Origin of the sequence: Streptomyces sp. RK9, assembly GCF_045070545.1 — a bacterium.
Classification (GTDB): domain Bacteria; phylum Actinomycetota; class Actinomycetes; order Streptomycetales; family Streptomycetaceae; genus Streptomyces; species Streptomyces alboflavus.
Map to the genome: position 1 here is coordinate 640,617 of NZ_CP173703.1, position 25,730 is coordinate 666,346.

A 25,730-nucleotide genomic window follows, 5' to 3' on the forward strand; every position below is an offset into this window, starting at 1 on the left:
CGTGCCCCGGGCAGGATGGCGGTCATGGACATCCGGCAGCTGGAGTACTTCCTCGCGATCGTCGATCACGGAGGGTTCAACCGGGCGGCGAACGCCCTGTACCTCTCCCAGCCCGCGCTCTCCCAGGCCGTGCAGGCTCTGGAACGGGACCTCGGCGGCAGCCTGTTCCACCGGATCGGCCGCCGCGCGGTCCTCACCGAGGCCGGGACGGCGCTGATCGAACCGGCCCGTGCCGCCGTGCGCGGCCTGGAGACGGCCCGCGCCAGCGTCGCGGCCGTCCACGAGCTGCGCGAGGGTCGCCTCGACATCGCCGCCATGCCCTCCCAGGCGGTCGAGCCGCTGACCACGATGGTCCGCGCGTTCAGCGGCCCCTACCCCGGTGTGTCGGTGAACGTCCGGGCCGCCTTCACCTCCCGCGACGTCGTCGACATGGTGCGCACGGGCGCCGCCGAGCTGGGCCTCCTCGCCACGTCGGAGCCGCTCCCCGACAAGGAGGTGGTGTCCCACGCGGCCGGGGAGCAGCGCTTCGTCCTGGTCACCCCGCCGGGCGGGCCGTTTCCCGCCGGCCGGGCGATCGCGTGCGAGGAGCTTGCCGGGCAGCGGCTCATCGTCGGGCAGCGGGGCACGGGCATGCGCGCGTACGTCGACGGCCTGCGCGAGCGCGGCATCGACATCACCGTCGCGGCGGAGACCGAGCACCGGGTGGCGATCCTCCCGCTGGTCCTCGCCGGAGTCGGGCTCGCCGTGGTCACCGAGTCCTGGCGTGCCCTGGCCGAGCGGGCCGGGGCGCTGGTCATGGACATCGAGCCGCGGACGACGCTGCGGATCGCCCTGGTCAGCCGCCGCACGGGGCTGTCCCCGGCGGCCCGGACCTTCGTGTCGTACGCGCTGGAAGCCGTCGAGAAGCAGCGAAACCCGCAGGTGAGCAGCTGATAAGTCGGCCTTATAAGCCAGATCGGCAGAGCGACTTGGACCGTCCTCCGGCCTGATTGCTGCAATCGGCGCATGACCCGCCATCACATCGCACTCATCCCCGGCGACGGCATCGGCGCCGAAGTCCTGCCGCCCGCCCAGCAGGTCCTGGACGCCGTCGGCGCCCGTCACGGCATCGGCTTCCGTTACACCACGTACGACTGGTCCTGCGAGCGGTACCTCCGCGAGGGCGCGATGATGCCCGCCGACGGTCTCGATCAGCTCCGCGACAAGGACGCGATCCTGCTCGGCGCCGTGGGCTACCCGGGCGTGCCCGACCATGTCTCCCTGTGGGGGCTGCTGATCCCGATCAGGCGCGGCTTTCGCCAGTACGTCAATCTGCGGCCGATCCGCGTCTTCGAGGGGGTCGACAGCCCGTTGCGCGCTGCCGCCCCCGGGGGCGTGGACGGGGGTGTGGAGTTCGTCGTCGTACGCGAGAACGTGGAGGGCGAGTACAGCGAGATCGGCGGCCGTCTGAACCGGGGGACGCCCGAGGAGCTGGCCGTCCAGGAAGCGGTCTTCACGCGTGCCGGGGTGACCCGGGTCCTCGATTTCGCCTTCGACCTGGCCGCACGGCGCGGTGCCACGCTCACCTCGGCCACCAAGTCCAACGGCATCGTGCACACCCTGCCGTTCTGGGACGAGCTGGTCGCCGAGCGGGCCGCCGTCCACCCGGGGGTCGCCTGGGACCAGGAGCACATCGACGCGCTGGCCGCGAAGTTCGTCCTCGACCCGGCCCGCTTCGACGTGGTCGTCGCCTCGAACCTGTTCGGCGACATCCTCAGTGATCTCGCCGCCGCCGTCGCGGGGTCCATCGGCATCGCCCCGGCCGCCAACCTCAACCCCGGGCGCGACTTCCCCTCGATGTTCGAGCCGGTCCACGGCTCCGCACCCGACATCGCGGGCCAGGGCATCGCCAATCCGCTCGGCGCGATCTGGTCGGCCGCCATGATGCTCGACCACCTCGGGCACGCCGACGCGGCCAGGGACATCACGGACGCCATCGCCGCGGTGCTTGCCAAAACGGATGTCCGCACGCCCGACCTCGGTGGCGACGCGACGACCTCCGAGTTCACCGACAAACTCCTCGACCTGCTCTGACGGTCCGACCGTTCCGTGTTCCACGTTCCTCGACGAGGAGAGACGAGGAGAACCACCATGGCAGCGCCCCCGTCCCCCGGCCCCACCCCTGTGCCCGCCCCTGATCGCCCGCCGCCCAAACCCTGGTACCGGCAGCTCTACTTCTGGGTCCTGACCGCGATCGTCTGCGGCATCCTGACCGGCTGGCTCTGGCCGCGGGTCGGGGTGGGCCTGGAGCCGGTGGGCACCACGTTCGTGTCGGCCATCAAGATGCTCATCGCGCCGATCGTCTTCCTCACCATCGTCGGCGGAATCGGCGGTGTCGACAGCCTGCGGCGTGTCGGCAGGGTCGGGCTCAAGTCCCTGGCCTGCTTCCAGGCGGGCACGCTGGTGGCGCTGGCTCTCGGCCTGCTCGCCGTGAACGTGTTCCAGCCCGGCGCGGGCGTCCACGCCGATCCCGGCGAACTGCGCCTCGCCGGGGACGCCGCCCAGTACGTCAAGGACGGCGAGGGCCAGAGCTGGTGGCACTTCCTGACCGACGTGGTGCCGTCCAGCGCCGTGGGCGCCTTCGCCGAGGGCAACATCCTCCAGGTCATCTTCTTCTCGGTCCTCTTCGGCGTCGCGCTGAAGGCCGTGGGGCCGACCGGAGCCCCGATCGTCGAGGGCATCAACCGGCTGAGCACCATCGTGTTCAAGATCCTGCACTACGTCATGCTGGCGGCGCCCGTCGGCGCCTTCGGGGCGATGGCGTTCACCATCGGCAAGTACGGCATCTCGACCCTGACCAGCCTCGGCCGCCTCATCGGCCTGTTCTACGGCACCTCGCTCTTCTTCGTCGTCGTGGTCCTCGGCGGCGCCCTGGCCCTCCTTCGGATCAGCATCTTCCGGCTGCTGCGCTACCTCCGCGAGGAGTTCCTCATCGTCCTCGGCACGTCGTCCTCGGAGAGCGTGCTGCCCCGCCTGATGACCAAGCTCACGGGCCTCGGCGTACGCCGTGACATCGTCGGCCTGACGGTGCCGACCGGCTACTCCTTCAACCTCGACGGCAGCTCCATCTACCTCTCCCTGGCGGCCGTCTACATCGCCCAGGCCACGGACACCCCGCTGTCCCTCGGGCAGCAGCTCGGCTTGCTGGCCGTCATGATCCTCACCTCCAAGGGCTCCGGCGGTGTCACCGGCGCCGGGTTCATCGCCCTGGCCGCCACGCTCTCCAGCGTCGGCACCGTGCCCGCGGCCGGCATCATGCTGATCTTCGGCATCGACAAGTTCATGTCCGAGTGCCGCGCCCTGACCAACCTGGCGGGCAACAGCGTCGCCACCCTTCTCGTGGCCCGGTGGGAAGGCGCCCTCGACACCGCGCGCGTCAACCGGGTCCTGCGCACCGGGACCCCCGAACCACCCGCGGAACCGGAACCGGAGGCCACCTCGCCGCCAGAGCACGACACAGGATCCACACCCGCACTGGCCAAGACCTGAGGTCGACTTCGCACCAGTGACGGCGTGCACGACCGTTGTTAGCCTGCGTTCATGATCAAGGGGAGATCGTCCGGCCGCATGGCCCGGATCGCGGGGAACAACAGGTCGGAGCGGGTGCTGATCCTGGCCAGCTTCGTGAACCGCGTCGGCAATGGGCTCTTCAACGCGGTGTCGGCGCTGTACTTCACGCTGATCGTGGGTCTGCCGGCAGTGCAGGTGGGTGCCGCCCTCACCGTCGCGGGCCTCATCGGCCTCCTCGCGGGCGTACCGGGAGGTCACCTGGCCGATCGACGCGGGCCTCGCACGATCATGATGCTCGCCCTGCTGGTGCAGGCAGTGGCCATGTCCGCCCTCGTGCTCGTCGAGAGCTGGGCCGGGCTCGCGGTCGTCGCCACCGTCGACCAGCTCGCCGCAGCCGTCGGCGGCGCGGCCTGGGGAGCCCTGGTCGTCCGGGTCGGCACCGACCGCCCGGCGCTTTTCCGGGCGAAGCTCCGCACGTACGTCAATCTGGGCGTCGTCATGGGGACCGTGGGTGCCGGATTCGCGGTGACGGTCAACACGCGTGCCGCCTACTTCGTGCTGGTTCTCGGCAACGCGGCCAGCTTCGCCCTGTGTGCCCTCCTTCTCTTCCTGCTCCCCCGCTACAAGGCATTGGCAGCACCGCCGATGGAGCGCCGCTGGATCGCTCTCACCGACCGCCCTTTCGTGACCTTCACAGCGCTCTACGGGGCGATGGGACTCCAATACACGGTGGTGTCCCTGATCCTGCCGATCTGGATATCCGAGCACACCGACGCACCCCGCTGGACCGTGGCGGCGGTCTCCGCGTTCAATTCCGCGGTCTGCGTCCTCCTGCAGACCAGGATCGGATCCCGCATCGAAACCCCCCGCGACGGCGGCAGGGCGTTCCGCACGGCAGGACTGCTCTTCCTGCTCAGCTGTCCGATGATGGCCCTGACCGCGTACGCCCCGGTGTGGGCGGCCGTCGCGCTCGCGGTCACGGCGGTCTTCGTGCACAGTCTCGGGGAGATCTGGGAGTCCTCGGGCGGCTTCGCCCTCGGTTTCGGCCTGGCGCCGGACCATGCCCAGGGTCAGTACCAAGGGCTTCTCGGGCTCGGCTTCAGCGCGGGCCAGGCGCTCGCCCCCGCCATCCTCACCACCGTCGTACTCGGCCTCGGCACGGCCGGCTGGCTGCTCCTCGGCGCGTTCTTCGCCGTCGCGGGCGCCTTCGGCCCCCCACTGGAACGCTGGGGCACCCGAACCCGAACTCAACAGAAAGCCGCAGCCGCGGAACCCAACGGCGCACCCGATGAGGTGCGTGCGTAACCCATGCTGATACGACCCCATGATCGCGGCAGTCGCGAGAAGTCGCTGGAATTCGTGCGCGGCCACGGATTCGGACAGCTCATCGCCACCGGACGCAACCGCGATTTCCCCGTCGCGGTACCCACGCAGTACCTCCTCGCCGACAGCGAGACGGTGCTGCTGCATCTCGCGTCCGGAAATCCCGTGTTCCGGGCCGTTCGCGAGAATCCCGCCGTCCTGCTGAGCGTCGTCGGCGACTGGACGTACATTCCCGGCGCCTGGAAGGCGATCGACGACGAGGATCCCGCGCGGGGAATCCCCACGGTGTACTACGCGGCTGTGCAACTGCGATGCACGGCCGAGGTGCTTGAGACCCCGGAGGAGAAGCTCGCCGTGCTGCGGAAGCAGCTCCAGGAGCTGGAGCCGGAGAGCGGGATCGCGGATCCGACCGTCCACGAGCACCGCCTCCGGGAGATCCGTGCCCTGCGGCTGACCATCGGCGAGGTCACCGGCAAGTTCAAGTTCGGGGGCAACGTGGACGAACCGCACCGCTCCGAGGTCGCCCGGCGCCTGCTGGCACGCGACGGGCCACGGGACCGCGCCGCACGGGACCACCTGTTGCACCCCCGCCACGGTGAGTGACCGACCGGATCCCCGCCCGCGCCTCAGACGAAGTTCAGCGCGACCGCGCCGCCCACTCCCCCGAGCAGCATGAACACCGGCATCAGCACCTTCAGCTCGATCCAGCTCCCGGCGCGGAACCGCATCATCCGCGGCGGCCCGATCGGGTACCAGCGCCTGCGGCCGATCGGGATGGGCCACAGGATCGGGCAGCCGGAGACGGTCAGCGCGTCCCCGATGTCGTGCACCAGCGCACCGAGCACGACCGGCAGGCCCAGCCACAGATACTCCTGGCCCGGCGCCGTGAACAGCCAGTCCGAACCATTGCCGGGCTTGTCCAGGACCCCCGCCATGATCCAGGCGCTGGCCGCGGCGAGGAGCCACACCAGGACATCGCTGCTCGACCCGCGCGCGGCCCGCCACAGCAGGCCTTCGATGGCGAGCACCATGTGCACGAAGAGGAGCGCGAGCACCGCCCAGCGCCCGCCCGTCACCGCGAGCACCGACGAACCCGCGCCGATCAGCACCGCCCAGACCCAGGTGTGCGTGAGCGTCCGGTGGCCGCCGGAGCGGCGCGGATCGCCCGGCTTGCGGGTCGACCGGTAGACGGCGTAGGAGAGCTTGTCGACGATCCCGCACAGGCCGCGCGAGACCGGCCCGAAGGCGCGCGAGATCGTCGCCGACTTGTGGTCGAGGTCGGGCGCGAGCGCGGCCCCGGCGCAGATCAGGGCTCCCACGACGAGCACCGGCCAGGGCATCGAGTGCCCCGCGGCGGCCGCGGCGGCGCCGACGCCCAGCCAGGCCGCCGCCCCCGACAGTGAGTGTGCCGGACCCATCATCGCTGTTCCCCGCCCCATTCCTGTTGTCCTGACGGCCTGTTGGCGACACAGCGTAGCGTTCGTGATCTTCGTGCGACCGTCCGGTTCCCTGATCGGGCGGGAAGGGAGGCAAGATGGGGGTGTGACCCTTATCGATCAGCTGCCGCCGGATGCCGACCCCGATGCCCTCTTCGAAGCCTTCTCGTCGTGGGCCGAGGACCAGGGGATCACTCTCTATCCGGCCCAGGAGGAGGCGCTGATCGAGGTGGTCTCCGGGGCGAATGTGATCTTGTCGACACCGACAGGATCCGGCAAGAGCCTGGTCGCGGCCGGTGCGCACTTCACCGCGCTCGCCCAGGACAAGGTCACTTTCTACACCGCTCCGATCAAGGCGCTGGTGTCGGAGAAGTTCTTCGACCTGTGCAAGCTGTTCGGCACCGAGAACGTCGGCATGCTGACCGGCGACGCCTCCGTGAACGCCGACGCCCCGGTGATCTGCTGCACCGCCGAGGTCCTCGCCTCCATCGCGCTGCGCGACGGCAAGAACGCCGACATCGGCCAGGTCGTGATGGACGAGTTCCACTTCTATGCGGAACCGGATCGCGGCTGGGCCTGGCAGATCCCGCTGCTCGAACTGCCGCAGGCGCAGTTCGTCCTGATGTCGGCGACGCTCGGCGACGTCTCGATGTTCGAGAAGGACCTCACCCGTCGCACCGGTCGCCCCACGTCGGTGGTCCGCTCCGCGACCCGCCCCGTCCCCCTCTCGTACGAGTACCGCCTCACCCCCATCACCGAAACGCTCACCGAGCTCCTGGAGACCAAGCAGGCACCGGTCTACATCGTGCACTTCACGCAGGCGCAGGCCGTGGAGCGGGCGCAGTCGCTGATGAGCATCAACATGTGCACGCGGGCCGAGAAGGACCAGATCGCCGAGTTGATCGGCAACTTCCGCTTCACCACGAAGTTCGGCCGCAACCTCTCGCGCTATGTGCGGCACGGGATCGGCGTGCACCACGCGGGCATGCTGCCGAAGTACCGCCGCCTCGTCGAGAAGCTCGCCCAGGCGGGCCTCCTCAAGGTCATCTGCGGCACGGACACCCTCGGTGTCGGCGTGAACGTGCCCATCCGCACGGTGCTGTTCACCGCTCTCACCAAGTACGACGGCAATCGCGTGCGCACCCTGCGCGCGCGGGAGTTCCACCAGATCGCCGGCCGCGCCGGGCGGGCGGGCTTCGACACGGCGGGCTTCGTCGTCGCGCAGGCCCCCGAGCACGTCATCGAGAACGAGAAGGCGCTCGCCAAGGCCGGCGACGACGCGAAGAAGCGCCGCAAGGTGGTGCGCAAGAAGGCTCCCGAGGGTTTCGTGGGCTGGACCGAGAACACCTTCGAGAAGCTCATCGCCTCCGAGCCCGAGCCTCTCACCTCGCGCTTCCGCGTCACCCACACCATGCTGCTCTCGGTGATCGCGCGGCCCGGCAACGCCTTCGAGGCGATGCGGCACCTCCTGGAGGACAATCACGAGCCGCGCAAGCAGCAGTTGCGCCACATCCGCCGCGCCATCGCCATCTACCGTTCCCTGCTGGACGGCGGTGTCGTCGAGAAGCTCGACGAGCCGGACGCCACCGGCCGCATCGTGCGCCTGACGGTCGACCTCCAGCAGGACTTCGCGCTCAACCAGCCGCTGTCGACGTTCGCCCTTGCCGCGTTCGAACTCCTCGACCCCGAGTCGCCCTCGTACGCCCTCGACATGGTCTCCGTCGTGGAGTCCACCCTCGACGACCCGCGCCAGATCCTCGCCGCCCAGCAGAACAAGGCGCGCGGTGAGGCCGTCGCGCTGATGAAGGCCGACGGCGTCGAGTACGAGGACCGGATGGAGCGCCTTCAGGACATCACGTACCCGAAGCCGCTGGAGGAGGTCCTCTTCCACGCCTACAACACGTACCGCACCAGTCACCCGTGGGTCGGCGACCACCCGCTGTCGCCGAAGTCCGTGATCCGGGACATGTACGAGCGGGCGCTGTCCTTCACCGAGTTCACCTCGTTCTACGAACTCGCCCGCACCGAGGGCATCGTCCTGCGCTACCTGGCCAGCGCGTACAAGGCCCTTGAGCACACCATCCCGGACGATCTGAAGTCCGAGGACCTGGAGGATCTGATCGCCTGGCTCGGCGAGATGGTCCGCCAGGTCGACTCCAGCCTCCTGGACGAGTGGGAGCAGCTCGCCAACCCCGAGGTGATGACGGCCGAGGAGGCCCAGGAGAAGGCCGACCAGGTCAAGCCGGTCACGGCCAACGCCCGCGCCTTCCGCGTCCTGGTCCGCAACGCGCTGTTCCGCCGCGTCGAACTCGCCGCCCTCGACCACGTGGAGGAGCTGGGCGAGCTGGACGCCGAGTCCGGCTGGGACGCGGACGCCTGGGGCGCCGCCATGGACAAGTACTGGGACGAGTACGAGGACCTCGGCACCGGCCCCGACGCGCGCGGCCCCAAGCTGCTGCGCATCGAGGAGGATCCGGAGCACGGTCTGTGGCGCGTCCGCCAGACGTTCGCCGACCCGAACGGCGACCATGACTGGGGCATCAGCGCGGAGGTCGACCTCGCGGCCTCCGACGAGGAGGGCCGCGCCGTCGTCCGCGTCACGGACGTCGGCCAGCTCTGAGCGCCCCCAGCCCCCGGACAGGAGTCGAAGAGCCGTCATGAACAATCCCGCCGACCGCCTGGTCGATCTGCTCGACCTGGAACAGATCGAGGTCAACATCTTCCGCGGTCGCAGCCCGCAGGAGTCCCTCCAGCGCGTCTTCGGCGGGCAGGTCGCCGGGCAAGCGCTGGTCGCGGCCGGCCGCACCACAGAGGGCGACCGGCCGGTGCACTCGCTGCACGCGTACTTCCTGCGTCCCGGCCGCCCGGGCGTGCCCATCGTGTACCAGGTGGAGCGGGTGCGCGACGGTCGCTCGTTCACCACGCGCCGCGTCACCGCCATCCAGCAGGGTCGTACGATCTTCAATCTCACCGCCTCCTTCCATCAGCCCGAACAGGGCGCCTTCGAACACCAACTGCCGCCCCGCATCGAGGCGCCGGCCCCGGAGTCACTGCCGACGGTCGTCGAGGAGATCAAGGAACATCTGGGCGCGCTCCCCGAACAGTTGGAGCGGATGGCCCGGCGGCAGCCCTTCGACATCCGCTACGTGGACCGGCTGCGCTGGACCGCCGAGGAGATCAAGGACGCCGAACCGCGCAGCGCGGTGTGGATGCGCGCCGTCGGCCCGCTCGGCGACGACCCGCTGGTGCACACCTGCGCGCTCACGTACGCCAGCGACATGACCCTGCTCGACGCCGTCCGCATCCCGGTGGAGCCGCTGTGGGGCCCGCGCGGCTTCGACATGGCCTCGCTCGACCACGCCATGTGGTTCCACCGGCCCTTCCGCGCCGACGAGTGGTTCCTGTACGACCAGGAGTCCCCGATCGCCACGGGCGGCCGCGGCCTCGCCCGGGGCCGTATCTACGACATCGAGGGCCGGCTCCTCGTCTCGGTCGTCCAGGAGGGCCTCTTCCGTCCGCACACTCCCCGCCCCATGGGCACGCCCACTCCGAACACCTGAGCCACAGCAGCCCGCGCACCCAGCACCCAGCACCCAGCACCCAGCACCCAGCACCCAGCACCCAGCACAGCCAACCGGCGCCCGAGCCGACCGACACGACCGACCGCCACACAACGGACGAGAGCGAGACGATGAGCACCCGCAGGAGCACGAACGCCGGTCCGGAAGCCGACACCGGCCGCAACGAGGTACTCGCCGAGGCCGTACGGCTCCGCGAGTCCGGCCACCGGGAGGAAGCGCGCGCTCTCCTGGTCCCCCTCAGCGAGCGCTTCCCGGACGACTCCGAAGTGGCGTACCAGACCGCCTGGGTGCACGACACCCTCGGCCTCGAAGCCGAGGCCCTGCCGTACTACCTGCGCGCGATCCAGCGCCCCGGCCTGTCGGAGAGCGACCGCCGCGGCGCGCTCCTGGGCCTCGGCAGTACCTACCGGGTCCTCGGTCGGTACGAGGAGGCCGTCGCCGCCCTCAGCCACGCGTCCGAGGAGTTCCCCGACGACGGAGCCCTCAAGACCTTCCTGGCCATGGCGCTGTACAACACGGGCAAGGCCCACGACGCGATGGGCATCCTGCTGCAGCTGCTCGCGTCGACGAGCCGGGACCAGGACATCGCCGTGTACGGCCCCGCCATCGAGCACTACGCCAAGGATCTCGACGCTACGGTCTAGCCGGTCTCGTCGCGGGTGGCCGTGCCGCGCCGCTGCTGGAGGCGGTTGGAGCCGTGCTCGACCGTGTTCTGCCCTCAGCCGTTGACCAGGTCGTGGTATCCGGCCGCCAGTCCGCCACCCGCCGCCTCGGCCAACTGCGCCACGACCGGGTGGGCCAGCAGTGCGGCCACGCTGCCCGCCAGAGCGGGCAGGTTGGTGGCGAACCAACGCCGGACGTACGCCATCGTCGTCAGGTTCGTCTGGGGAGTGGTAACGGCCTCCTCGAGCTCGTCCAGAAGCTCCGCCGCGCGGTCGGTGGCCGGGCCCTCGGTGGGAATCTCCGCCCGCACGGAGGCGAAGGCGTCGCGCAGAGTGGCCAGTTGGGCCTCGGTCACGGTGGCCGTGGGCTTGGCGTCGCCGTTTCCGGCGACGACATGGTTGCCGTCCCCGATCACTGCTTGACCTGAGATGTCACGGGCTCGAAGGAAACGGGCCTCGGTCGGCTTGTCGGTCATGATGTCTCCTTGGTGTCGTACGGAAGCCGGTCAGCCAGTGGGATTCACTGTTGCGTCCGACGGCGACTCTTGCGTGAAGGCGGTGCCGGGAATGTTCATGCCGATCGAGTCGCCGTCGTGGGCCACGTCCAGTCGTGCCGTGTAGGAGCCCGGGGACTGGGGGCGAAAGGTAACGATCATGGTGCAGCGGAACTCTCGGTCACCGGTGGGTGAACACCCTCGATGCTCCAGGGTGAAGGAGGGCGGCTGAGTTTCCGGTGTGACGGAGAACGTGACGCTTTCGTCGCTGTCACAGTCGTAGCCGTCGTACAAGAGTGTGCGGCTGTCCTCGCTCCCCACCGGCATGGGCTGGAAATGCGTCGAGCTGACTCCCATCAGGCGGCAACTGGACGGTCGTTCACTCTCGGATGTCGAGGAGACGGGGCGGGACGACTTGTCCGGCCGATCCTTGTCGGACGGTCGGGAACTGTCGCGCCACGTGCTTTTCCGCTGTCGCGGCTTCTCCGAGGACCTGCCCGCTTCCGGGCGCGAAGGCTTGAACGTACCGGAGCGCTTGGGTGTGGTGGTGACGCCGGAAGCGGAACGGGGATCGGCCGAGGGGCCCGCAGCAGGTGCGCTGTCACCACCCGACGCGAGCAGTCCCGCCAGCAGACCCCCGGCTCCCAGAACCAGTACCCCGAGCCCAGCCGCCAGCGGACCGCTCAGCCCTCCACCGGCACCTGCCGACTGGCCGGCCCCGCCGTCCTGCACGCCCTCCGCCGACGGCCGGTCCGTACCACTGATGCCCTGACCTGCAGCCACGCCGCCGGCCGCCGATGCCAGCGATGCGGCCACACCCACCAGGCCAAGCGCCTTGCGCCGTACATCCTCCTCCCGTGCGAAGTACTCGACGTCCTCGGTGGCATCGAGCCTGGCAGCGGCTGCTCCGCCGAGCGCCAGCACATCTTTCCAAGCACCCCAGCACAGGCTGCGGGCCAGTACGGGCGCGGCAGCCTTCGCCAAGTCCCGTACGGCCGTGTCATCTCCCTGTCGTGCGGCCTCGGCGAGAGCGCGCCGGAGCAACCCCGATCCGGCAGCGACCTCGCGCCGGCCAGGACGTTGACCGATCCAGGTGGCGAGTGCGGTGGTGGCGGCAGCCGCGTCCCGCAGGGTGCTGGACCTTTCGGCGGTCAGGACGGCGAGTCGCCCCCGGGCTCGGTAGCCACCGCCCTCGCGGGTGACGAGGCGCACCTGCTGAAGTTCCGCCAAGGCCCCCGGCGCAGGGGCGCCCGCGCCAACCGCTCCGAGAAGGGCCGCGGGCACGGGGAGGGGCTGGAAGGCACACAGGGCACCGAGCAGCTGCGCCGCTCCCTGGCCGATCCTTCCGGCGAGCCCCGAGGCCACCACGGCCTCGTCCGCGATGAAGGCCACATCGGTGCTGCCTCCCGTTTCCAACAGAGCTGCCGAGGCGATCAGGGCCCTCGGATGTCCGTGCACCTCGGCGGCGAAGCGGGCTGCCTCGCGTGCCTCCGCGTCGCTGAGGGGCCTGCCCAGTTCCCGTTCGAGCAGGGCGAGCGACGCGCTCGGCGACAGTCCGCCGAGCTGGCAGCTGCGGGTATCCGATCCCGTTTCCGGCGGGCCGTGCTCAGTGGAGGAGACCAGCACGTCACAGCCCGGGAGTGCGTCCCGCAGTGCGGCCAGCCCGTCGGGATCAGGGTCCGTGAAGTCATCGACGACAACCAGTGCCTCTATGGGCGCCATGAGCCGCTTCAGCCGTGCCGAGCCCGGTTTGTAGTCCTCCGTGTCGTAACAGGACTGGAAGATCTGCTGGAGAATGTCCTCGGCGTCCGAGTCGGCGGCCTGGATGAAGATCACCAAGCCGTCCGGTCCTCGGTCCGCGGCGACGCGGCTCAGCAAGGCCGTCCTGCCACTGCCCGGCGGGCCGTACACCCGGACTGCGTATCCCTCGGCGAGCCGGTCGTTGATGCGGGCGAGTTCCTCGTCACGCCCGAGCAGCACGGGCGCCTTCGGAGGCCGAACCCAGTCCGCCGGCCACGGGCGGCGCTGGACACGTGGCGGACCCTCGGCGCTCGGTGCCACAGATGATCCGTTGTCGTGCACCACGATGTGGTTCACGACGTTGACGTTGTTGTTGTCACCGACAACTAACTGCCCGCTGATGTCCCTTGCTTGGACGCTCGCACCCAACTGCCGCCCCGTCCCCCCGTATCAACCCCTGGGACAGCAGTACAACAGGCCGTTATTCCAGTAAACCCTATGACACGACTTAGTGGGTTAGCGATCGCTTTCTTGCTCTTTCCGTAGGAAGTCGACCACTTTGCACGGACAGACAAGGCCGCTAGGTCCGCCTGCGCCGCAGCCACTTGAAGAGTCCTCTCGGCTCCTCGCGTCGCCCGTCCCCCTCCGGCTCCGGCATGCGGCCCTCGGGCGGCAGTGTCTTGTGCGCCCACTGGCCGGGAGCCGCCCCGGCGACGTGTGCGGTCGGCCACGGCACCGGGTCGAGCGCGGGGTGGGGGCGGGGTGAGGCGGAGACGGGTGGGCGGCCCGGCCGGGGTGCGGGGCGCAGGCGCCTGGCCTCCTCGAGGGTGAGGATCACGTTGGCCCGGAGCCAGCTGATCTCGTTCGGGTCGTCGGCGGTCACGATGCGCTCGACGATGCGTGACGTGGGTGATTCGGGGGCCGCTTGCGTCAGTGGTTCGGGCTTGAGCCGGTTGAGGTAGGCGCGTTCGTAGGGGTCCCTGACGACCTCCGCGAGGTGCGCCGGGTCGAGCAGGGAGGCACCGGCGGCGGCGCGCTCCCACGGGTCCTCCGACTGGCGGAGCAGGAACCCGGCGTGCCTGCTCCGCCAGTTGCGCGCCCGCAGGTCGGTGCCTTCTTCCAATCTGGTGCGCAGGCCTTCCGGCGCGCGCCCGGTGAGCAGCGCCGTGCTGTCCGCGGAAGCGGTGAACTGGCGTAGCTCTTCCTCGAGATAGAGCCAGACGACCGCGCGGTAGCGATTCACGTACCACTTCACCGGCGTCAGTACCCCCGCGCGGGCGAGGCGTGTGAACCGCGCCGGTGTGATGTCCATGAGGGCCGCGCCGTCCGCCGTTCCCACGGTTTTGACACGGTCCCGCAGGGACTCCGGGAATCCCGGCGTCGCGCGGACGCGGTCGATCTCCTCCCGCCGCACCCGGCGGCGTCCTCCGGCCGGATCCGCGACGGTGCGGATGCGGCCCAGCATCACCGCCAGGTCGAACTCGCCGCGTTTCAGACCCAGTTCTCGTGCGGCGCTGCTGCGCGCGACCGTGGGCGCTGTCCCGGCCCGTGAGGTCGGCGGGTGACTTGAGGGACCGGAAGGGCTGGGCCTGGCCGGCGCCGTGGCCGGTGTGATGCGACCGGCCGCGCCGACAGGCCTGAATGCGGGCCCCGGTCCAACTGCGGCCACAAGCTGGGCCATAGTCTGCGTGTCGCCATTCATGGCGGTTCTCCCCCGTGCGTGGTCATTGCTCGTGGAAAAACCGTAGCCCGACCGGCCCCTTTCCCGCTCGGCCTGTGGATAACTCTGCCTGCGTGACCGTTCCCGCAGGTCAGAGGTCTACGACGGGAGTCCTGTCCGGATGCCGGGCGCCCACGCCGAGGTGTTCGCCGACGCGGTTCACCAGCAGTGTCATCTCGTACGCCACTTGGCCGATGTCGGCCTGCGCGGAGCTGAGCACGCACAGGCAACTGCCGTCGCCCGCCGCCGTCACGAACAGGACGGCGTCGTCGAACTCGATCATTGTCTGACGTACGTTGCCCGCGTGGAAATGACGGCCGGATCCCTTCGCCAAGCTGTGCAGACCGGACGACACCGCCGCCAGATGCTCGGCGTCCTCACGCTCGAGATCCGAGCTCGCCCCGGTCACCAGGCCGTCGTTGGACAGCACCAGTGCGTGCCGTACGTGCTCCACACGTTTGGTCAAGTCGTCGAGCAGCCAGCCGAGCCCCGTGTTCTGCGCCATGATCCCTTCTCCCCCTGCGTCGCTCCCCCTGGCTGGAGGATCTGACCTGCCAGCCTTCCCCACCTCCGGCGTCCCGGCAAGCATGATGGGGACATGGCACAGAAGATGACCGATGAACAATGGCGGGCCTTCGTCTCGCACGGCACCCGCACCGCCAAGCTGTCGACCGTTCGCGCGAACGGCAGCCCGCACATCGCGCCGATCTGGTTCCTCCTCGACGGGGACGACCTGGTGTTCAACACCGGAAAGGACACCGTCAAGGGGCGCAATCTGGCGCGCGACGGGCGCGTGGCACTGTGCGTGGACGACGACCGGCCTCCGTTCGGCTTCGTCGTCCTGCAGGGCCACGCCGAGCTGATCGAGGACATCGAGCAGGTACGGCACTGGGCGACCCGTCTCGGCGGCCGGTACATGGGCGAGGACCGGGCCGAGGAGTTCGGCAGGCGCAACGGCGTTCCCGGCGAACTGCTCGTCCGGGTCAGGATCGACAAGGTGCTGGCGCAGGACGCGGTCGCCGACTGACCGCGCTCCGCCGGCATCTCACCCGGCCGACATCTCATCCGATGGAGTCGAGCAGCCGGGCGGTATGCCTCCGCCCGGCGTACTCGACCAGTCGAATCAACACCTCCTTTCCTGAATCGCGGTCACGTGCGTCGCACAGCACCACTGGAGTCCCACGGTCGAGGTCCAGGGCTCGTGAGACGTCGTGTGCGCCGTACGTCCGGGCGTCCGAGAAGCAGTTGACCGCCACGACGAACGGAATCTGGCGGTGCTCGAAGTAGTCCACGGCAGGGAAGCAGTCCTCGAGGCGGCGGGTGTCCGCGAGGACGACGGCCCCGAGGGCTCCCTGTGACAGCTCGTCCCACAGGAACCAGAAACGGTCCTGCCCCGGAGTCCCGAAGAGATACAGCGAAAGGCCGGCTCTGATGGTGATACGGCCGAAGTCCATCGCGACGGTCGTCGTGACCTTGCGGTCGACGCCCTCGGTGTCGTCGACCGACTGGCCCGCCTCGCTGAGGAGTTCCTCGGTACGCAGGGGCCGGATCTCGCTGACTGCGCCGACCAAGGTGGTCTTGCCCACGCCGAAGCCTCCGGCGACCAGGATCTTCAACGCCATGGCGGTGCTCTCGGCGGTTCCTTCGGGACCGGCGGTCTCACCGGTCACCGTGGTGTCGCCGCTCATGGCGTCAGAGCGCTCGGAGCCCATCGATCACCTCTCGCAGGATCTTCTCGTCAGGTAGCTGGGCGGGCGCCACGGGCCGGTGCACGACGACGTGGCCGCCCTCCACGAGGTCGCCGAGCAGGACCCTGACCACGCCCACGGGCAGGTCGGCACCGGCGGCGAGCTCCGCGACGGACTGGGTCTCGGCGCGGCACAGTCCGATGAGCGCCCGGTGCTCCGGGCCCAGTGCCGCGTCGCCGCCCGGCCCGGTCGCGGTCGTTCCGGATTCGGTGAGGGTGACGAGCGCGATCAGGTCGAAGCGCACACCGCTGGGACCCGGCCGGGTGCGTCCCCCGGTCATGGCGTACGGACGGACCAGGGGCCCGGCCTCGACGTCGAACCACTGGCTCCCGTGCCGGTGCTCGGCACCGCTCCTGTCGTCGGTCATGACTGCCGCCCGCCTCGGTCACCCGGAGCCCGGCTCGCGGCCGGAGAAGCGCGCCGGGGTGTCCAGGTGCTCCCCGACGCGCTTGACCATGCGGGCCATCTCGTACGCGACCAGGCCGATGTCCGCCGTGATCGTGCTGAGCACGGCGAGGCACGACCCGTCTCCCGCGGCGGCCACGAACAGGAACGCGTCATCCATCTCGACCATCGTCTGGCGCACGCCCCCGGCTCCGAAGTGCCGGCCCGCGCCCTTGGCGAGGCTGTGGAACCCGGAGGCGACAGCGGCCAGATGCTCGGCGTCCTCACGCGTGAGCGCCGTGGAGGCGCCGACCGCGAGCCCGTCGTTGGACAGGACCACGGCGTGTCGCACCTCGCCGACGCGCAGCACCAGGTCGTCGAGGAGCCAGTCCAGTTCACCGGACCGTCCGGCGGTGAGGCTCGAATCCCGGATCATGAGGGCTCTCCTTCGCTGCGGTCAGTGCTTCTGTGGGCCACATCCGGGTCCGGCACGGCTCCGATGACGCCGGGCAGCCGTCCCCCGCCGCGGGCCCAGCCGTCCCGGTAGGCGGCGATGCGGTCCCGTACATGCTCGGGACTACGCGGGTGGTCGGGCCGGGCGTCGGCGGCCCCGGGGGCGGCGGTAGGCGGTCCGTGGCGCAGTTGCGGGGCGAGGCTCGCCTGGCGCACCCGGCGCGGGAGTTCGTCCGAGGCGTCCGCGGCAGCGGTGTTCGGCGTCCCCGACGACGCGCCTTCCGGTTGCTTGCGCAGATGGAGTGCGGTGACGCCAGGGGGCGGCGGCGCGGGCCGAACGGGTTCCGACGGCGGGCCGAGGGCGGGACGTCCGGCCGCAGCGGCCAGATGGGCGCTGTGGGACGCCACGCCGCCCACGCGCGCGTACTCGGCGGCCTCGGCCCCACGCGGCTCTTCACGCTCGTGGCGGTCCGTCGTACGCCCTGCGGGAGGCTCGGCGGTTCCGCTGTGCAGGAGTGCGGTGGGCAGCAGGACCACGGCTGTGGTGCCGCCGTACGGCGAGGCCCGCAGATGCACTTTGACGCCGTGCCGCGCGGCGAGCCTGCTCACTACGAAGAGGCCCAGTTGGTCGCTGTCGAACAGGTCCAGCGCCTCGGACTGCGTGACGCGGCGGTTGGCCTCGACCAGGACCTCCGTGCCCATGCCAAGGCCCCGGTCCTCGATCTCCAGGGCGTATCCGTTGCCCACGGGTTCGCCGCTGACCCGCACTTTGGTGTGAGGCGGTGAGAACTGGGCCGCGTTCTCGACGAGTTCGGCGAGGAGGTGGGTGAGGTCGGCGACGGCAGCGCCCACGACGTCGGCGGCGGGCAGCTGGCGTACCTCCACGCGCGCGTAGTCCTCGACTTCGGAGAGAGCGGCGCGGACGACGTTCGTGAGCGGCACCGGCATGCGCCAGGCTCGGCCGGGCGCGGCTCCGGAGAGGATGATCAGGCTCTCCGCGTGCCGTCGCATGCGGGTGGTCAGGTGATCGAGGCGGAACAGGTCGCTCAGTTCGTTCGGGTCGTCCGCCCGGCGTTCCATGGTGTCGAGCAGGCTGAGCTGCCGGTGGACGAGGACCTGGCTGCGGCGGGCGAGGTTGACGAAGACTCCGGAGATGCCGCTCGCGAGTTCGGCACGCTCGACGGCGGCGCGCAGGGCGGCGCGGTGCACCGTGCCGAGCGCTTCGGCGACTTGGCCCGTCTCGTCCTCGGCCGGGGGCCCTTGCGGCGCCTCTACGTGGATGTCGATGTCGTCGCCCGCCCTGAGCTTGCGTATGGCGTGCGGCAGTTGGCGGCGGGCGATCTCCAGGGCGCGGTTGCGGAGCCCGACGAGTTCGACGACGAGGCCGCGGCCGATGCGTACGGAGATGACCAGGGAGGCCACAACGGCGACGAGTCCGAGGAACACCGCGGCCCCGGCCGCGGTGAACACGCCTCGGGCCAGGGGGTCGGCGCGGTCGGCGGCGTCCCGTGCCGCGCGGTCGGCGATGGCGCGCTGCTCGTCCAGCACGGTCGCGTGGGCGGTGTCCCAGGTGCCGGCCGGGGCCGCCGCGAGGGCCTGCTCGCCGGGCTCGGCGAGGAGCACCTTGTCCTCGACGGCTGTCACGTCGGCGTACGCGGCTCCTGCCGAGAGACGCTGCCACGCGGCGCGTTCGGGGCCACGCAGATCGCTCGCTGCCGTCTCGACGAGTGTCTGCCGGGTGTCGGCGGCGCCGGTGAACCTGCGCAGTCGCTCGCCGTCGAAGGTGCCCGCGAGCCGGGCGCTCGCCAGCAGCACGTCCTCACGGGCCAGCATCTCGCCCGCCCGTGAGAATTCGAGCAGTACGCGCGCGTGGGAGCCCGATTCGCCGCTCTGGACGGCGGAGAGCGCGCCGTTGACCCTGAAGGCGGAGGTGAGGGCCTTGGTGTACTGCCCGTAGGCGTCGTCCCATCCGGTGCGACGGTCGAGTACGGACGTGCGCACTGTACGCAGCCCCTCGGCACCCGTGACGAACGCCGCGAGCCGGTCCGTCACCGGCGCGGGAAGGCCCGCTCCGTCAGCCACGGTGTTGCCCTTGCCCAGGCGCAACGCCGCCACGGCCCGGTCGGTGCGCGCGGCTTGCCGCTCGAGGGCCGCGGCCCGGTCGGCGGCGGGTTTGGTCGCGTACCGCACGGCGTCGGCGCGTTCGGCTTGGAGCGCGGTGACGGCCGCGACGACGGGCGCTCGTACGGCGGAGTCCACCTGCTGTGTCCGCCGCAGGCCCGCGACGTCCTGGGCGGTGCTGACCGTCGCGAAGGCCCACAGGGCGAGGAGGGAGACGACCGGCACCATGAGGAGGCATACGACTTTGGCCCGGACGGTACGCGGGCGCAGTCGCCACCGTGCCGCAGGCGGCGAGGTGATCGGAGCCCCGTCCGGACGGGGTTCCGCCGGGGCACGGTTCTCGTCCGCGGGCGGGCCCGCGTGGGCACGGCGGCCTCGGGCCTGTGCCGCACTCGGGGGCGGCGAGCCGGTTTCGGGGGTGGTCCGGGGTGTCTCCATGGCCTCCTCGCTCGGCAGGGTGCGCGACGTGTGCCTCCCGGCCGTGGCCGGTCCGCGTGCGCTACGGAGTGGCGCTCTCGACGGGTCGCTGGGCCGACACAGTGGCCGCCCGCTCCCCGGCGCTCGGGGACAATGCGACGAACGCCGAGGTCAGGAACAGGTAGGAGCCGAGTCCGACGGCGAGCGGAAAGATGAACTGCATCGTCGTCGCCCCGGGCAGCTCCGCGCCCGAGGGCGTGACCCGGACACCAACGGCCAGCATTCCGGTGTAGTGCATGCTGCTCACCGCCCCGCCCATGACGAGCGACGCTCCGGCCACCGCGAGGGGTGACGTGATGTTGACGGCGGCCCACAGCGCGGCCGTCGCCGCGACCACGGCGATCACGACGGACAGCGTGACCAGCATCGGGTCGTACCGCACGTCACCGTGCAGCCGCAGCGCGGCCATGCCCAGGTAGTGCATGCTCGCGACCCCCAGGCCGGTGGTGAGCCCTCCCAGCGCGAGGGCGCGTCCGCGGTCGCGGCCGTAGCCGACGGCGAAGACGCCCGCTCCGACGACGACCATCGCGACGAGCAGGCTCAGCAGCGTGAGCGGCACGTCGTAGCGGATCTCTGTGCCGCTGACACCGAATCCGAGCATCGCGACGAAGTGCATCGTCCAGATGCCGGTGCCGATCGCGGAGGCGGCGGTGATGAGCCAGTTGCGGCGCGAACGCCCCGTGGCGCCCAGGGCTCGCACGGTGCACTGCAGTCCGAGCGCCGCACCGACGCAGGCCATCGCGTACGACAGTACGGGGGTCAGCCAACCGAACGTGGCGTGGTCCAAGTGTCCCATGGCCCATGGACGCTAGACCCGTCAGGGGCGCACGACGGGGGCGCAGTTCGAAAGCTGCCCCCGAAGTTTCGAATGCTGGCGTGATGCGACACCTGCTGTCCCTGAACGATCGCGCCACCCACGAACACCTGCGCGTGCGGGATCATGAGCCACATGACCGACGACCACACGCACGTCCAGGAGTTCTTCACCGCACGCGCCGCCGACTGGGACAGCCGCTTCCCGGACGACGGTCCGGCGTACCGCGCGGCGGTGGCCGAGCTCGGGCTGCGGCCGGGCGACCGCGTCCTGGACGCGGGCTGCGGCACCGGGCGCGCCCTGCCCGCCCTCAGGGACGCCGTGGGGCCCGCGGGCGCCGTCCTCGGGGCGGATCTCACCCCGGCGATGCTCGAAGCCGCCGTGCGGGCGGGCAGGGACACCCACGGGCTGCTGCTCCTCGCCGACGTGGCGCGACTGCCGGTGCGCACGCATTCCCTGGACGCCGTGTTCGGCGCGGGTCTGATCTCTCATCTGCCCGAGCCGGCCGTGAACCTGCGGGAGCTGGCTCGTGTGGTGCGCCCCGGCGGGCTGCTCGCCCTGTTCCACCCCATCGGCCGGGCCGCGCTCGCCGCCCGCCAGGGACGGCAGATCACTCCGGACGACCTCCGCGCGGAGCCCAACCTCCGGCCGCTCCTGTCCGGTTCGGGCTGGCGCATGCAGTCGTACGTCGACGAGGACACCCGGTTCCTCGCCTTGGCCGTGCGGGAGAGCTGACGACGCCGGTGACGTCTGGCGCAGCGTCAGGCGCCACCCGATCCCGCAGCGTCAGCAGGTCAGACCCGGCCGGCGACCGCCGCGGCGAAAGCCGTCGCGTTGTCCAGCATGACGTTGTGCCCGGCGCCCGGAACCGTGACGACCCGCACCCCGGACGCCACCAGTTCGTCATGACCCACGAGTTCACCGCTGAGCGCGCCTTGCAGAAACACGCGCTCTACGGAGAGGCCCATCAGCATCACGCGCATGGTGGGGTCGGTGCCCCGGACGAGCCCGGTCGCGCTGCGGTGCAGTGCCCGCGGGTCGGCTAGCCGCATGGTCGCAGCCCACACGGGCCCCGCCTGCTCGAGCACACGGGCATGCCCCTCCCTCACGAACTGCTCCTCTTCGTAGGCAGCGATTCGGCTGCTGCCCGCCGTCTCCGCAGGAGCCGGATCGAGGTTCGCCTCTGTGAGGACCAGGCGTGACACGAGGTCCGGCCGCCGATGCGCGAGCACGATGGCGACGGAGCCGCCCATGCTGTGCGCGACGAGCTCCGCCCCGGGCGCCCCGGCCCCGTCCAGTGCGGCCGCCACCGCATCCGCGTGGTCCTCCAGGCTGTAGCCGAAGTCGGCGGGGCGGTCGCTGAGGCCGTGGCCCGGCAGGTCCAGGAACAGCGATCTGCGCCCGGCCAGTTCGGGGCGTGCGGCGATGTGCGCGTGGTAGGCGGCCGAGGCCGCGCCGAGGCCGTGGACGTACACACGCGCCGGTCCGACGCCTTCGGACTCCGTCCACCGGATCCGGCTTCCCCGCACGTCGAACCGCGCGTCACGCATGGCCACGTCCATCCCCCTGCCTCGCCGCCTTGACATCCCATTGCCTCGACTCTCCGGAGACTATACATCGGCACCGATGTATTATGGGATCGATGTACACCGTGAGTGCGGCAGAATGCGGGCATGCTGGAGCTCGCCATCCTCGGATTCCTCTACGACCACTCGCTGCACGGCTACGAGCTGCGCAAGCGCATCACGGCCCTCACCGGGCACGTGCGTCCGGTCGCGGAGAGCACGCTCTACCCGGCCATCAAGCGCCTGGAGAAGACAGGCCTGCTGGCCCGTGAGACCCAGCCCGGCGCCGTCGCCGCGCCGCGCCACGTCCTGAGCCTCACCGACGCCGGCAGGCGCGAGCTGCGCCGCCGCCTCACGGAGCCCGCGCGGGCGGACATCACGGACGAGAACCGCTGGTTCACGCTGCTGGCGTTCCTGCGCCACCTCGACGACGCCGACGCCCAGGCCGGAGTGCTGCGGCGCCGTCTGGATTTCCTGCAGGAGCCGGCAAGTTTCTTCTACGAAGGCGACCGCCCGCTGCGCGCCGAAGAGCTCGACGATCCGTTCCGGCAGGGCATCCTCACCATCGCCCGGGCCACGAGCCGCGCGGAACTCGCCTGGCTCCGCAAGACCTTGGTGTCACTCGGCTGAGACCGGCGGGCGGGAGGCCGGGCCGTGGTCACTCGGGACGCGGCGGCGCCGACGGATCCGCGTGGTGCACCGGGCAGCCGCGCACCCCGGGCACGGGACGCGTACCGAGCTCGTCCACCCGGTAGCCGTACGGGTATCCCTTGATCTCGCGGTTCTGCCGGGCGTAGTGCGGGGCCGTGCGCGGCGGGAGCAGGCGTACCGCGCGACCGCGCAGCCGGACCGCGCCGCGGACGAGCGTCCTGGTGACGGGATGGGGCCGGTCGTAGCGGAAGGCACTCACCAGGGTGTCGTCGAGCAGGGCGACGGTGGCCGCGCGCAGGAGGGGAGCGAGGGGGCGGGGGTACCAGGAGGCCATCAGGTCGATGGTCGCGTCGGAGACCGTTCGCGCGTCCTCGTCCCAGGCGAAATGGGCCTCTTCGTAGGCGTCGAGGCACGCGGCGAACTCCTCGTAGGAGCCGGGGACGTCCTGGATGCCCAGATGCCGCCCGAGCGTGCGGTAGTACACGGCGGACGCGGCGGCCTCGTGCTGGGAGAACCTGCGCCATCCGTAGGTGTCGATCCACCTCTTGGGCGTCACCACGAAGGTGCAGAGCACGTACCGCATGTCGTCGTTGGCGATGTCGTAGCTGCCGTGCATCTGGTTGATGCGCCGCATGGCCGTGCGGCCGACGTCGCTGTCGAAGCCGTGCTCGACGACCGCGTCGAGCAGCAGCGCCGTGTCGTCGTACCGCTTCTGCGTACGGTCCGTCAGCTCCGCGGTCCGTGCGAGGAGGCGGCCGATGCTCGGGACGGCGTAGGTGCGGTAGAGCGCGAGCTCGAGGGCGCGGGTGAAGTCCCAGGGGAACTCGTACGTCGCGGAGAGCCGGTAGATCGTCAGGAAGTCCTTCTCCGGGTCCAGGCGCCGGATGTGCCGGAGCCGTTCGTAGCGCTTCACCGCACGGTCCCCCTATCTACAGCCGGGACTCCAACTCTACGTTGGGGATCTGTAGTTCACGTGCTCCACGGTGTGATCCACTTGGGGGAAGGCGGTCGGAATGTTCGACAAGATCCGCAAGCGCTGGCAGCGGGGCGGGGCGACGGAACCGGCTGCGCCCGCCGCGGTCGCCGAGAAGCAGCGCCCGCACAACCTCTTCGAGGCGGCCGCCGTCTATGTGGCGGCGTGCGCCGAGGACGACCAGGAGGGCGTCGACGAGGCCGCGGGATGGGTGTCTCCGGAGGCCCTGTCCTTCGGGGTGAACGAACTCGCCTGCCGCGCCGTCATCGCCCTCGCGCGGGAGCGCGACGAGTCGCCGCGCGCCGTGGCGCGTACGCTCCTCGGCCTGCCTGCCGCCTGACGTCGGTGTGCGTCGGGTCCGGGCACACGAGCGCCGCGCTGATGGGAACTCCCGAGTCTGCGGCGTGCAGCAGGCGTTCACGGACTTCTCTGGGCGTACGGGGCCGATGGCCGGGCCCACAGCCGCAGCAGTCCGGCCGGAAGCGCACACCGGCGGCCAGGAGGGCGGCGAGGGCGCGCCACGCGGCGGTGTCCCTGCGCTTGGGCACCGCGAGGGCGGTGCCCGCGTCGAGCAGTTGGCGACCGCACTGCGGGCAGACGTCGTGGCGCACCCGTGCGAAGTCCGACGGCTTCTTGAAGGACGCGCGGCACGGCAGACAGACGAAGTGCGATCTGGCGCTGGGCATGACAGGCAGCCTAGGTGGCCACTCCGTCGCCGTACGAGCGAATTTCCTGGTCATCGACCCTCGACGACGTGTTGAGCCAATGGTTAAGGTGCGCCGACGGAGCAAGCAGAGGCCAGTGATGGGGAGGCAGCATGGCCGCCACGGACGACGCTGTCGCCGCCGATGACGACGCGCTGTACGTACTGACGGCGGTCTTGCTGACGCCCGCGAAGTTCCCGAGCGTGCTCGGTGACGACTATCCCGAAGCCTGTGCCGCGCTCGGGCTGCCGCCGTTGGCTGCCGGGTACGGCCTGGTGCTCGGGCAGGACAGCGCCGGTGCGCGTTGGACCGTCGTCACCGACGACGTGTCGCTCGTCGCCGTCGCGATCGCTTCCTGGGACTGCGGCATGGAGTACGACCTGTCGCCCGGCGAACGCACCGTGGTCGCGGCGCTGCCCGGCTGGCCGCTCGCGGTGGCCGTCGCGGCCCCCGGCGTGCCCGCGCCGCACGACCCCGAGCCGGACCCCGAACAGCCCGACCAGCTGCCGCTCGCCCCGCCGCAGTCGGACGCCTGGGGGCCGGCCCAGCGCCGTCTGGGCGCCGACGAGATAGCCCTCCAGTGGGCCGCGTGGCGCGAGCAGATCGATGACGCGAACTTCGCCACGGACGGCAGCGCTGAGGGCGGCGGCGCTGGGGACGACACCGGGGCGGGCGGAAGCGCTGCGAAGGCCGAGCCCTCCGTGGACGGAGACCCGGGCGGGAACGCGAATGGGGCGCACCCCGCCGGAGGGGGCAGCCCCGAGGGCTCGGCCTCAGCGCCCTTGACCGGTGTGCGACGGGTCCTCGCCGAGGCGCGTGCGTACGTGGAGACGCCGCCGCCACTGGGGCGGGTGCGGTCGTCCTTCGCCTCCGGTGAGGCACGCACGCTGCGCGCCGACGGTCCCGGCTGGTCCATGGTCGCGAGGACCGACGACATCGCTTTCGTACTGCTCGACGAGGAGCCGGGCGAGGTGCTGCCGGTCGGGCGCGGGCCGGAGCTTCCGGGGCTGCTCGAAGCGCTCGACAAGATGGCGGTGCGCCCCTCCTGACTCAGGCGTTCGGCACCGCCTCATGCCGTGGCCGGCCGCACGGGACGCGCTGCTGTGCCGTGGCGGCTCAGCGGCCGAGCTCCTTGCGGGTGACGCGGCGCAGCCTGCGCCGCTGCCCGGAATCCAGGGTCAGATAGGCCGCGGCCGGGACGCCGACCACGATCAGGAACGCGAGCCACCAGGGCAGCCAGATGAGCAGGATCAGCCCGGCCGCCACGCCTCCTGCGGCGATCTTCGCCTTCTTCGACATGTCCGTCGCCTCCTTCGCGGCAGGTGCCGCTCTCTG

The 25,730-nt window shown here is 70.9% G+C and carries 26 protein-coding genes; 13 read left to right on the top strand and 13 right to left on the bottom strand.

Features of this window, described 5'->3' with window-relative positions; translation table 11 throughout:
* The first annotated feature begins 24 nt into the window (after window positions 1-24).
* The 5 genes from AB6L24_RS02735 to AB6L24_RS02755 all read left to right on the top strand — a co-directional run bounded on the left by AB6L24_RS02735 (window position 25) and on the right by AB6L24_RS02755 (window position 5,475).
* On the top strand, window positions 25-933 hold the full coding sequence (locus tag AB6L24_RS02735) for a LysR family transcriptional regulator (RefSeq protein WP_405651662.1): 909 nt from the start codon (window positions 25-27) through the stop codon (window positions 931-933).
* A 72-nt stretch (window positions 934-1,005) separates the two neighbouring features.
* Window positions 1,006-2,073 (top strand): tartrate dehydrogenase, encoded by a 1,068-nt coding sequence (locus AB6L24_RS02740; RefSeq protein WP_405651664.1) that lies wholly within the window; start codon window positions 1,006-1,008, stop codon window positions 2,071-2,073.
* Window positions 2,074-2,130: 57 nt separating this feature from the next.
* Window positions 2,131-3,528, top strand: a complete 1,398-nt coding sequence (dctA, locus tag AB6L24_RS02745; RefSeq protein WP_405651666.1) for a C4-dicarboxylate transporter DctA — start codon at window positions 2,131-2,133, stop codon at window positions 3,526-3,528.
* Between the two features lie 51 nt (window positions 3,529-3,579).
* Entirely contained in the window at window positions 3,580-4,854 is a 1,275-nt protein-coding gene (locus AB6L24_RS02750; RefSeq protein WP_405651668.1) for an MFS transporter, read from the top strand.
* Between the two features lie 3 nt (window positions 4,855-4,857).
* On the top strand, window positions 4,858-5,475 hold the full coding sequence (locus AB6L24_RS02755) for an FMN-binding negative transcriptional regulator (protein WP_405651670.1): 618 nt from the start codon (window positions 4,858-4,860) through the stop codon (window positions 5,473-5,475).
* Between the two features lie 23 nt (window positions 5,476-5,498).
* Here the strand turns inward: AB6L24_RS02755 and AB6L24_RS02760 are convergent, their stop codons facing one another.
* Entirely contained in the window at window positions 5,499-6,293 is a 795-nt protein-coding gene (locus AB6L24_RS02760) for a metal-dependent hydrolase (protein WP_405651672.1), read from the bottom strand.
* Window positions 6,294-6,354: 61 nt separating this feature from the next.
* Between AB6L24_RS02760 and AB6L24_RS02765 the strand changes: the two genes are divergently transcribed.
* The 3 genes from AB6L24_RS02765 (at window position 6,355) to AB6L24_RS02775 (ending at window position 10,533) form a co-directional block, all read left to right on the top strand.
* Window positions 6,355-8,928, top strand: coding sequence for a DEAD/DEAH box helicase (locus AB6L24_RS02765; RefSeq protein WP_405651674.1), 2,574 nt, complete (start codon window positions 6,355-6,357; stop codon window positions 8,926-8,928).
* Between the two features lie 37 nt (window positions 8,929-8,965).
* A complete protein-coding gene (locus AB6L24_RS02770; RefSeq protein WP_405651676.1) occupies window positions 8,966-9,868 on the top strand; it encodes an acyl-CoA thioesterase in 903 nt (300 codons plus the stop codon).
* A 131-nt stretch (window positions 9,869-9,999) separates the two neighbouring features.
* Window positions 10,000-10,533, top strand: coding sequence for a tetratricopeptide repeat protein (locus AB6L24_RS02775; RefSeq protein ID WP_405651678.1), 534 nt, complete (start codon window positions 10,000-10,002; stop codon window positions 10,531-10,533).
* A gap of 74 nt (window positions 10,534-10,607) precedes the next feature.
* Here AB6L24_RS02775 and AB6L24_RS02780 read toward each other — a convergent pair whose 3' ends face one another.
* The 4 genes from AB6L24_RS02780 to AB6L24_RS02795 all read right to left on the bottom strand — a co-directional run bounded on the left by AB6L24_RS02780 (window position 10,608) and on the right by AB6L24_RS02795 (window position 15,010).
* Window positions 10,608-11,027, bottom strand: coding sequence for a hypothetical protein (locus AB6L24_RS02780; protein WP_405651681.1), 420 nt, complete (start codon window positions 11,025-11,027; stop codon window positions 10,608-10,610).
* 30 nt (window positions 11,028-11,057) lie between these two features.
* Entirely contained in the window at window positions 11,058-13,142 is a 2,085-nt protein-coding gene (locus AB6L24_RS02785) for a hypothetical protein (protein ID WP_405651683.1), read from the bottom strand.
* A gap of 223 nt (window positions 13,143-13,365) precedes the next feature.
* Complete coding sequence (locus AB6L24_RS02790; RefSeq protein ID WP_405651685.1) at window positions 13,366-14,250, bottom strand: DUF6397 family protein; 885 nt, start codon at window positions 14,248-14,250, stop codon at window positions 13,366-13,368.
* Between the two features lie 346 nt (window positions 14,251-14,596).
* A complete protein-coding gene (locus tag AB6L24_RS02795; RefSeq protein ID WP_030359306.1) occupies window positions 14,597-15,010 on the bottom strand; it encodes a roadblock/LC7 domain-containing protein in 414 nt (137 codons plus the stop codon).
* 93 nt (window positions 15,011-15,103) lie between these two features.
* Between AB6L24_RS02795 and AB6L24_RS02800 the strand changes: the two genes are divergently transcribed.
* Window positions 15,104-15,532, top strand: a complete 429-nt coding sequence (locus AB6L24_RS02800; RefSeq protein WP_030359305.1) for a PPOX class F420-dependent oxidoreductase — start codon at window positions 15,104-15,106, stop codon at window positions 15,530-15,532.
* Between the two features lie 34 nt (window positions 15,533-15,566).
* On the opposite strand, the gene AB6L24_RS02805 is transcribed toward AB6L24_RS02800, so the two are convergent.
* The 5 genes from AB6L24_RS02805 to AB6L24_RS02825 all read right to left on the bottom strand — a co-directional run bounded on the left by AB6L24_RS02805 (window position 15,567) and on the right by AB6L24_RS02825 (window position 20,484).
* Window positions 15,567-16,217: an ATP/GTP-binding protein gene (locus AB6L24_RS02805; protein ID WP_078619132.1), complete on the bottom strand. Its 651-nt coding sequence runs from the start codon at window positions 16,215-16,217 to the stop codon at window positions 15,567-15,569.
* On the bottom strand, window positions 16,198-16,620 hold the full coding sequence (locus AB6L24_RS02810) for a DUF742 domain-containing protein (RefSeq protein WP_341948552.1): 423 nt from the start codon (window positions 16,618-16,620) through the stop codon (window positions 16,198-16,200). Before AB6L24_RS02810 ends, AB6L24_RS02805 begins: the two co-directional genes overlap by 20 nt.
* Before the next feature lie 18 nt (window positions 16,621-16,638).
* Complete coding sequence (locus tag AB6L24_RS02815) at window positions 16,639-17,073, bottom strand: roadblock/LC7 domain-containing protein (RefSeq protein ID WP_405651690.1); 435 nt, start codon at window positions 17,071-17,073, stop codon at window positions 16,639-16,641.
* Window positions 17,070-19,649, bottom strand: coding sequence for a nitrate- and nitrite sensing domain-containing protein (locus AB6L24_RS02820; RefSeq protein ID WP_405651692.1), 2,580 nt, complete (start codon window positions 19,647-19,649; stop codon window positions 17,070-17,072). The genes AB6L24_RS02815 and AB6L24_RS02820 overlap by 4 nt, the downstream gene beginning before the upstream one ends.
* 61 nt (window positions 19,650-19,710) lie before the next feature.
* A complete protein-coding gene (locus AB6L24_RS02825; protein ID WP_405651694.1) occupies window positions 19,711-20,484 on the bottom strand; it encodes an MHYT domain-containing protein in 774 nt (257 codons plus the stop codon).
* Window positions 20,485-20,637: 153 nt separating this feature from the next.
* On the opposite strand from AB6L24_RS02825, the gene AB6L24_RS02830 reads away from it, so the two are divergent.
* A complete protein-coding gene (locus tag AB6L24_RS02830; protein WP_405651697.1) occupies window positions 20,638-21,237 on the top strand; it encodes a class I SAM-dependent methyltransferase in 600 nt (199 codons plus the stop codon).
* Window positions 21,238-21,296: 59 nt separating this feature from the next.
* On the opposite strand, the gene AB6L24_RS02835 is transcribed toward AB6L24_RS02830, so the two are convergent.
* Window positions 21,297-22,052 carry an alpha/beta fold hydrolase gene (locus AB6L24_RS02835; RefSeq protein ID WP_405651699.1) on the bottom strand — a complete coding sequence of 252 codons (756 nt, stop codon included), beginning with the start codon at window positions 22,050-22,052 and terminating at the stop codon, window positions 21,297-21,299.
* Between the two features lie 123 nt (window positions 22,053-22,175).
* Between AB6L24_RS02835 and AB6L24_RS02840 the strand changes: the two genes are divergently transcribed.
* Window positions 22,176-22,697, top strand: a complete 522-nt coding sequence (locus tag AB6L24_RS02840) for a PadR family transcriptional regulator (protein ID WP_405651701.1) — start codon at window positions 22,176-22,178, stop codon at window positions 22,695-22,697.
* Window positions 22,698-22,725: 28 nt separating this feature from the next.
* Here the strand turns inward: AB6L24_RS02840 and AB6L24_RS02845 are convergent, their stop codons facing one another.
* A complete protein-coding gene (locus AB6L24_RS02845; protein WP_405651703.1) occupies window positions 22,726-23,631 on the bottom strand; it encodes an oxygenase MpaB family protein in 906 nt (301 codons plus the stop codon).
* A gap of 100 nt (window positions 23,632-23,731) precedes the next feature.
* Between AB6L24_RS02845 and AB6L24_RS02850 the strand changes: the two genes are divergently transcribed.
* Window positions 23,732-24,031, top strand: a complete 300-nt coding sequence (locus AB6L24_RS02850) for a hypothetical protein (protein ID WP_405651705.1) — start codon at window positions 23,732-23,734, stop codon at window positions 24,029-24,031.
* Between the two features lie 477 nt (window positions 24,032-24,508).
* Window positions 24,509-25,444 (top strand): hypothetical protein, encoded by a 936-nt coding sequence (locus tag AB6L24_RS02855; protein WP_405651707.1) that lies wholly within the window; start codon window positions 24,509-24,511, stop codon window positions 25,442-25,444.
* A gap of 67 nt (window positions 25,445-25,511) precedes the next feature.
* Here the strand turns inward: AB6L24_RS02855 and AB6L24_RS02860 are convergent, their stop codons facing one another.
* A complete protein-coding gene (locus AB6L24_RS02860; protein ID WP_030359293.1) occupies window positions 25,512-25,694 on the bottom strand; it encodes a hypothetical protein in 183 nt (60 codons plus the stop codon).
* Window positions 25,695-25,730 lie beyond the last annotated feature (36 nt).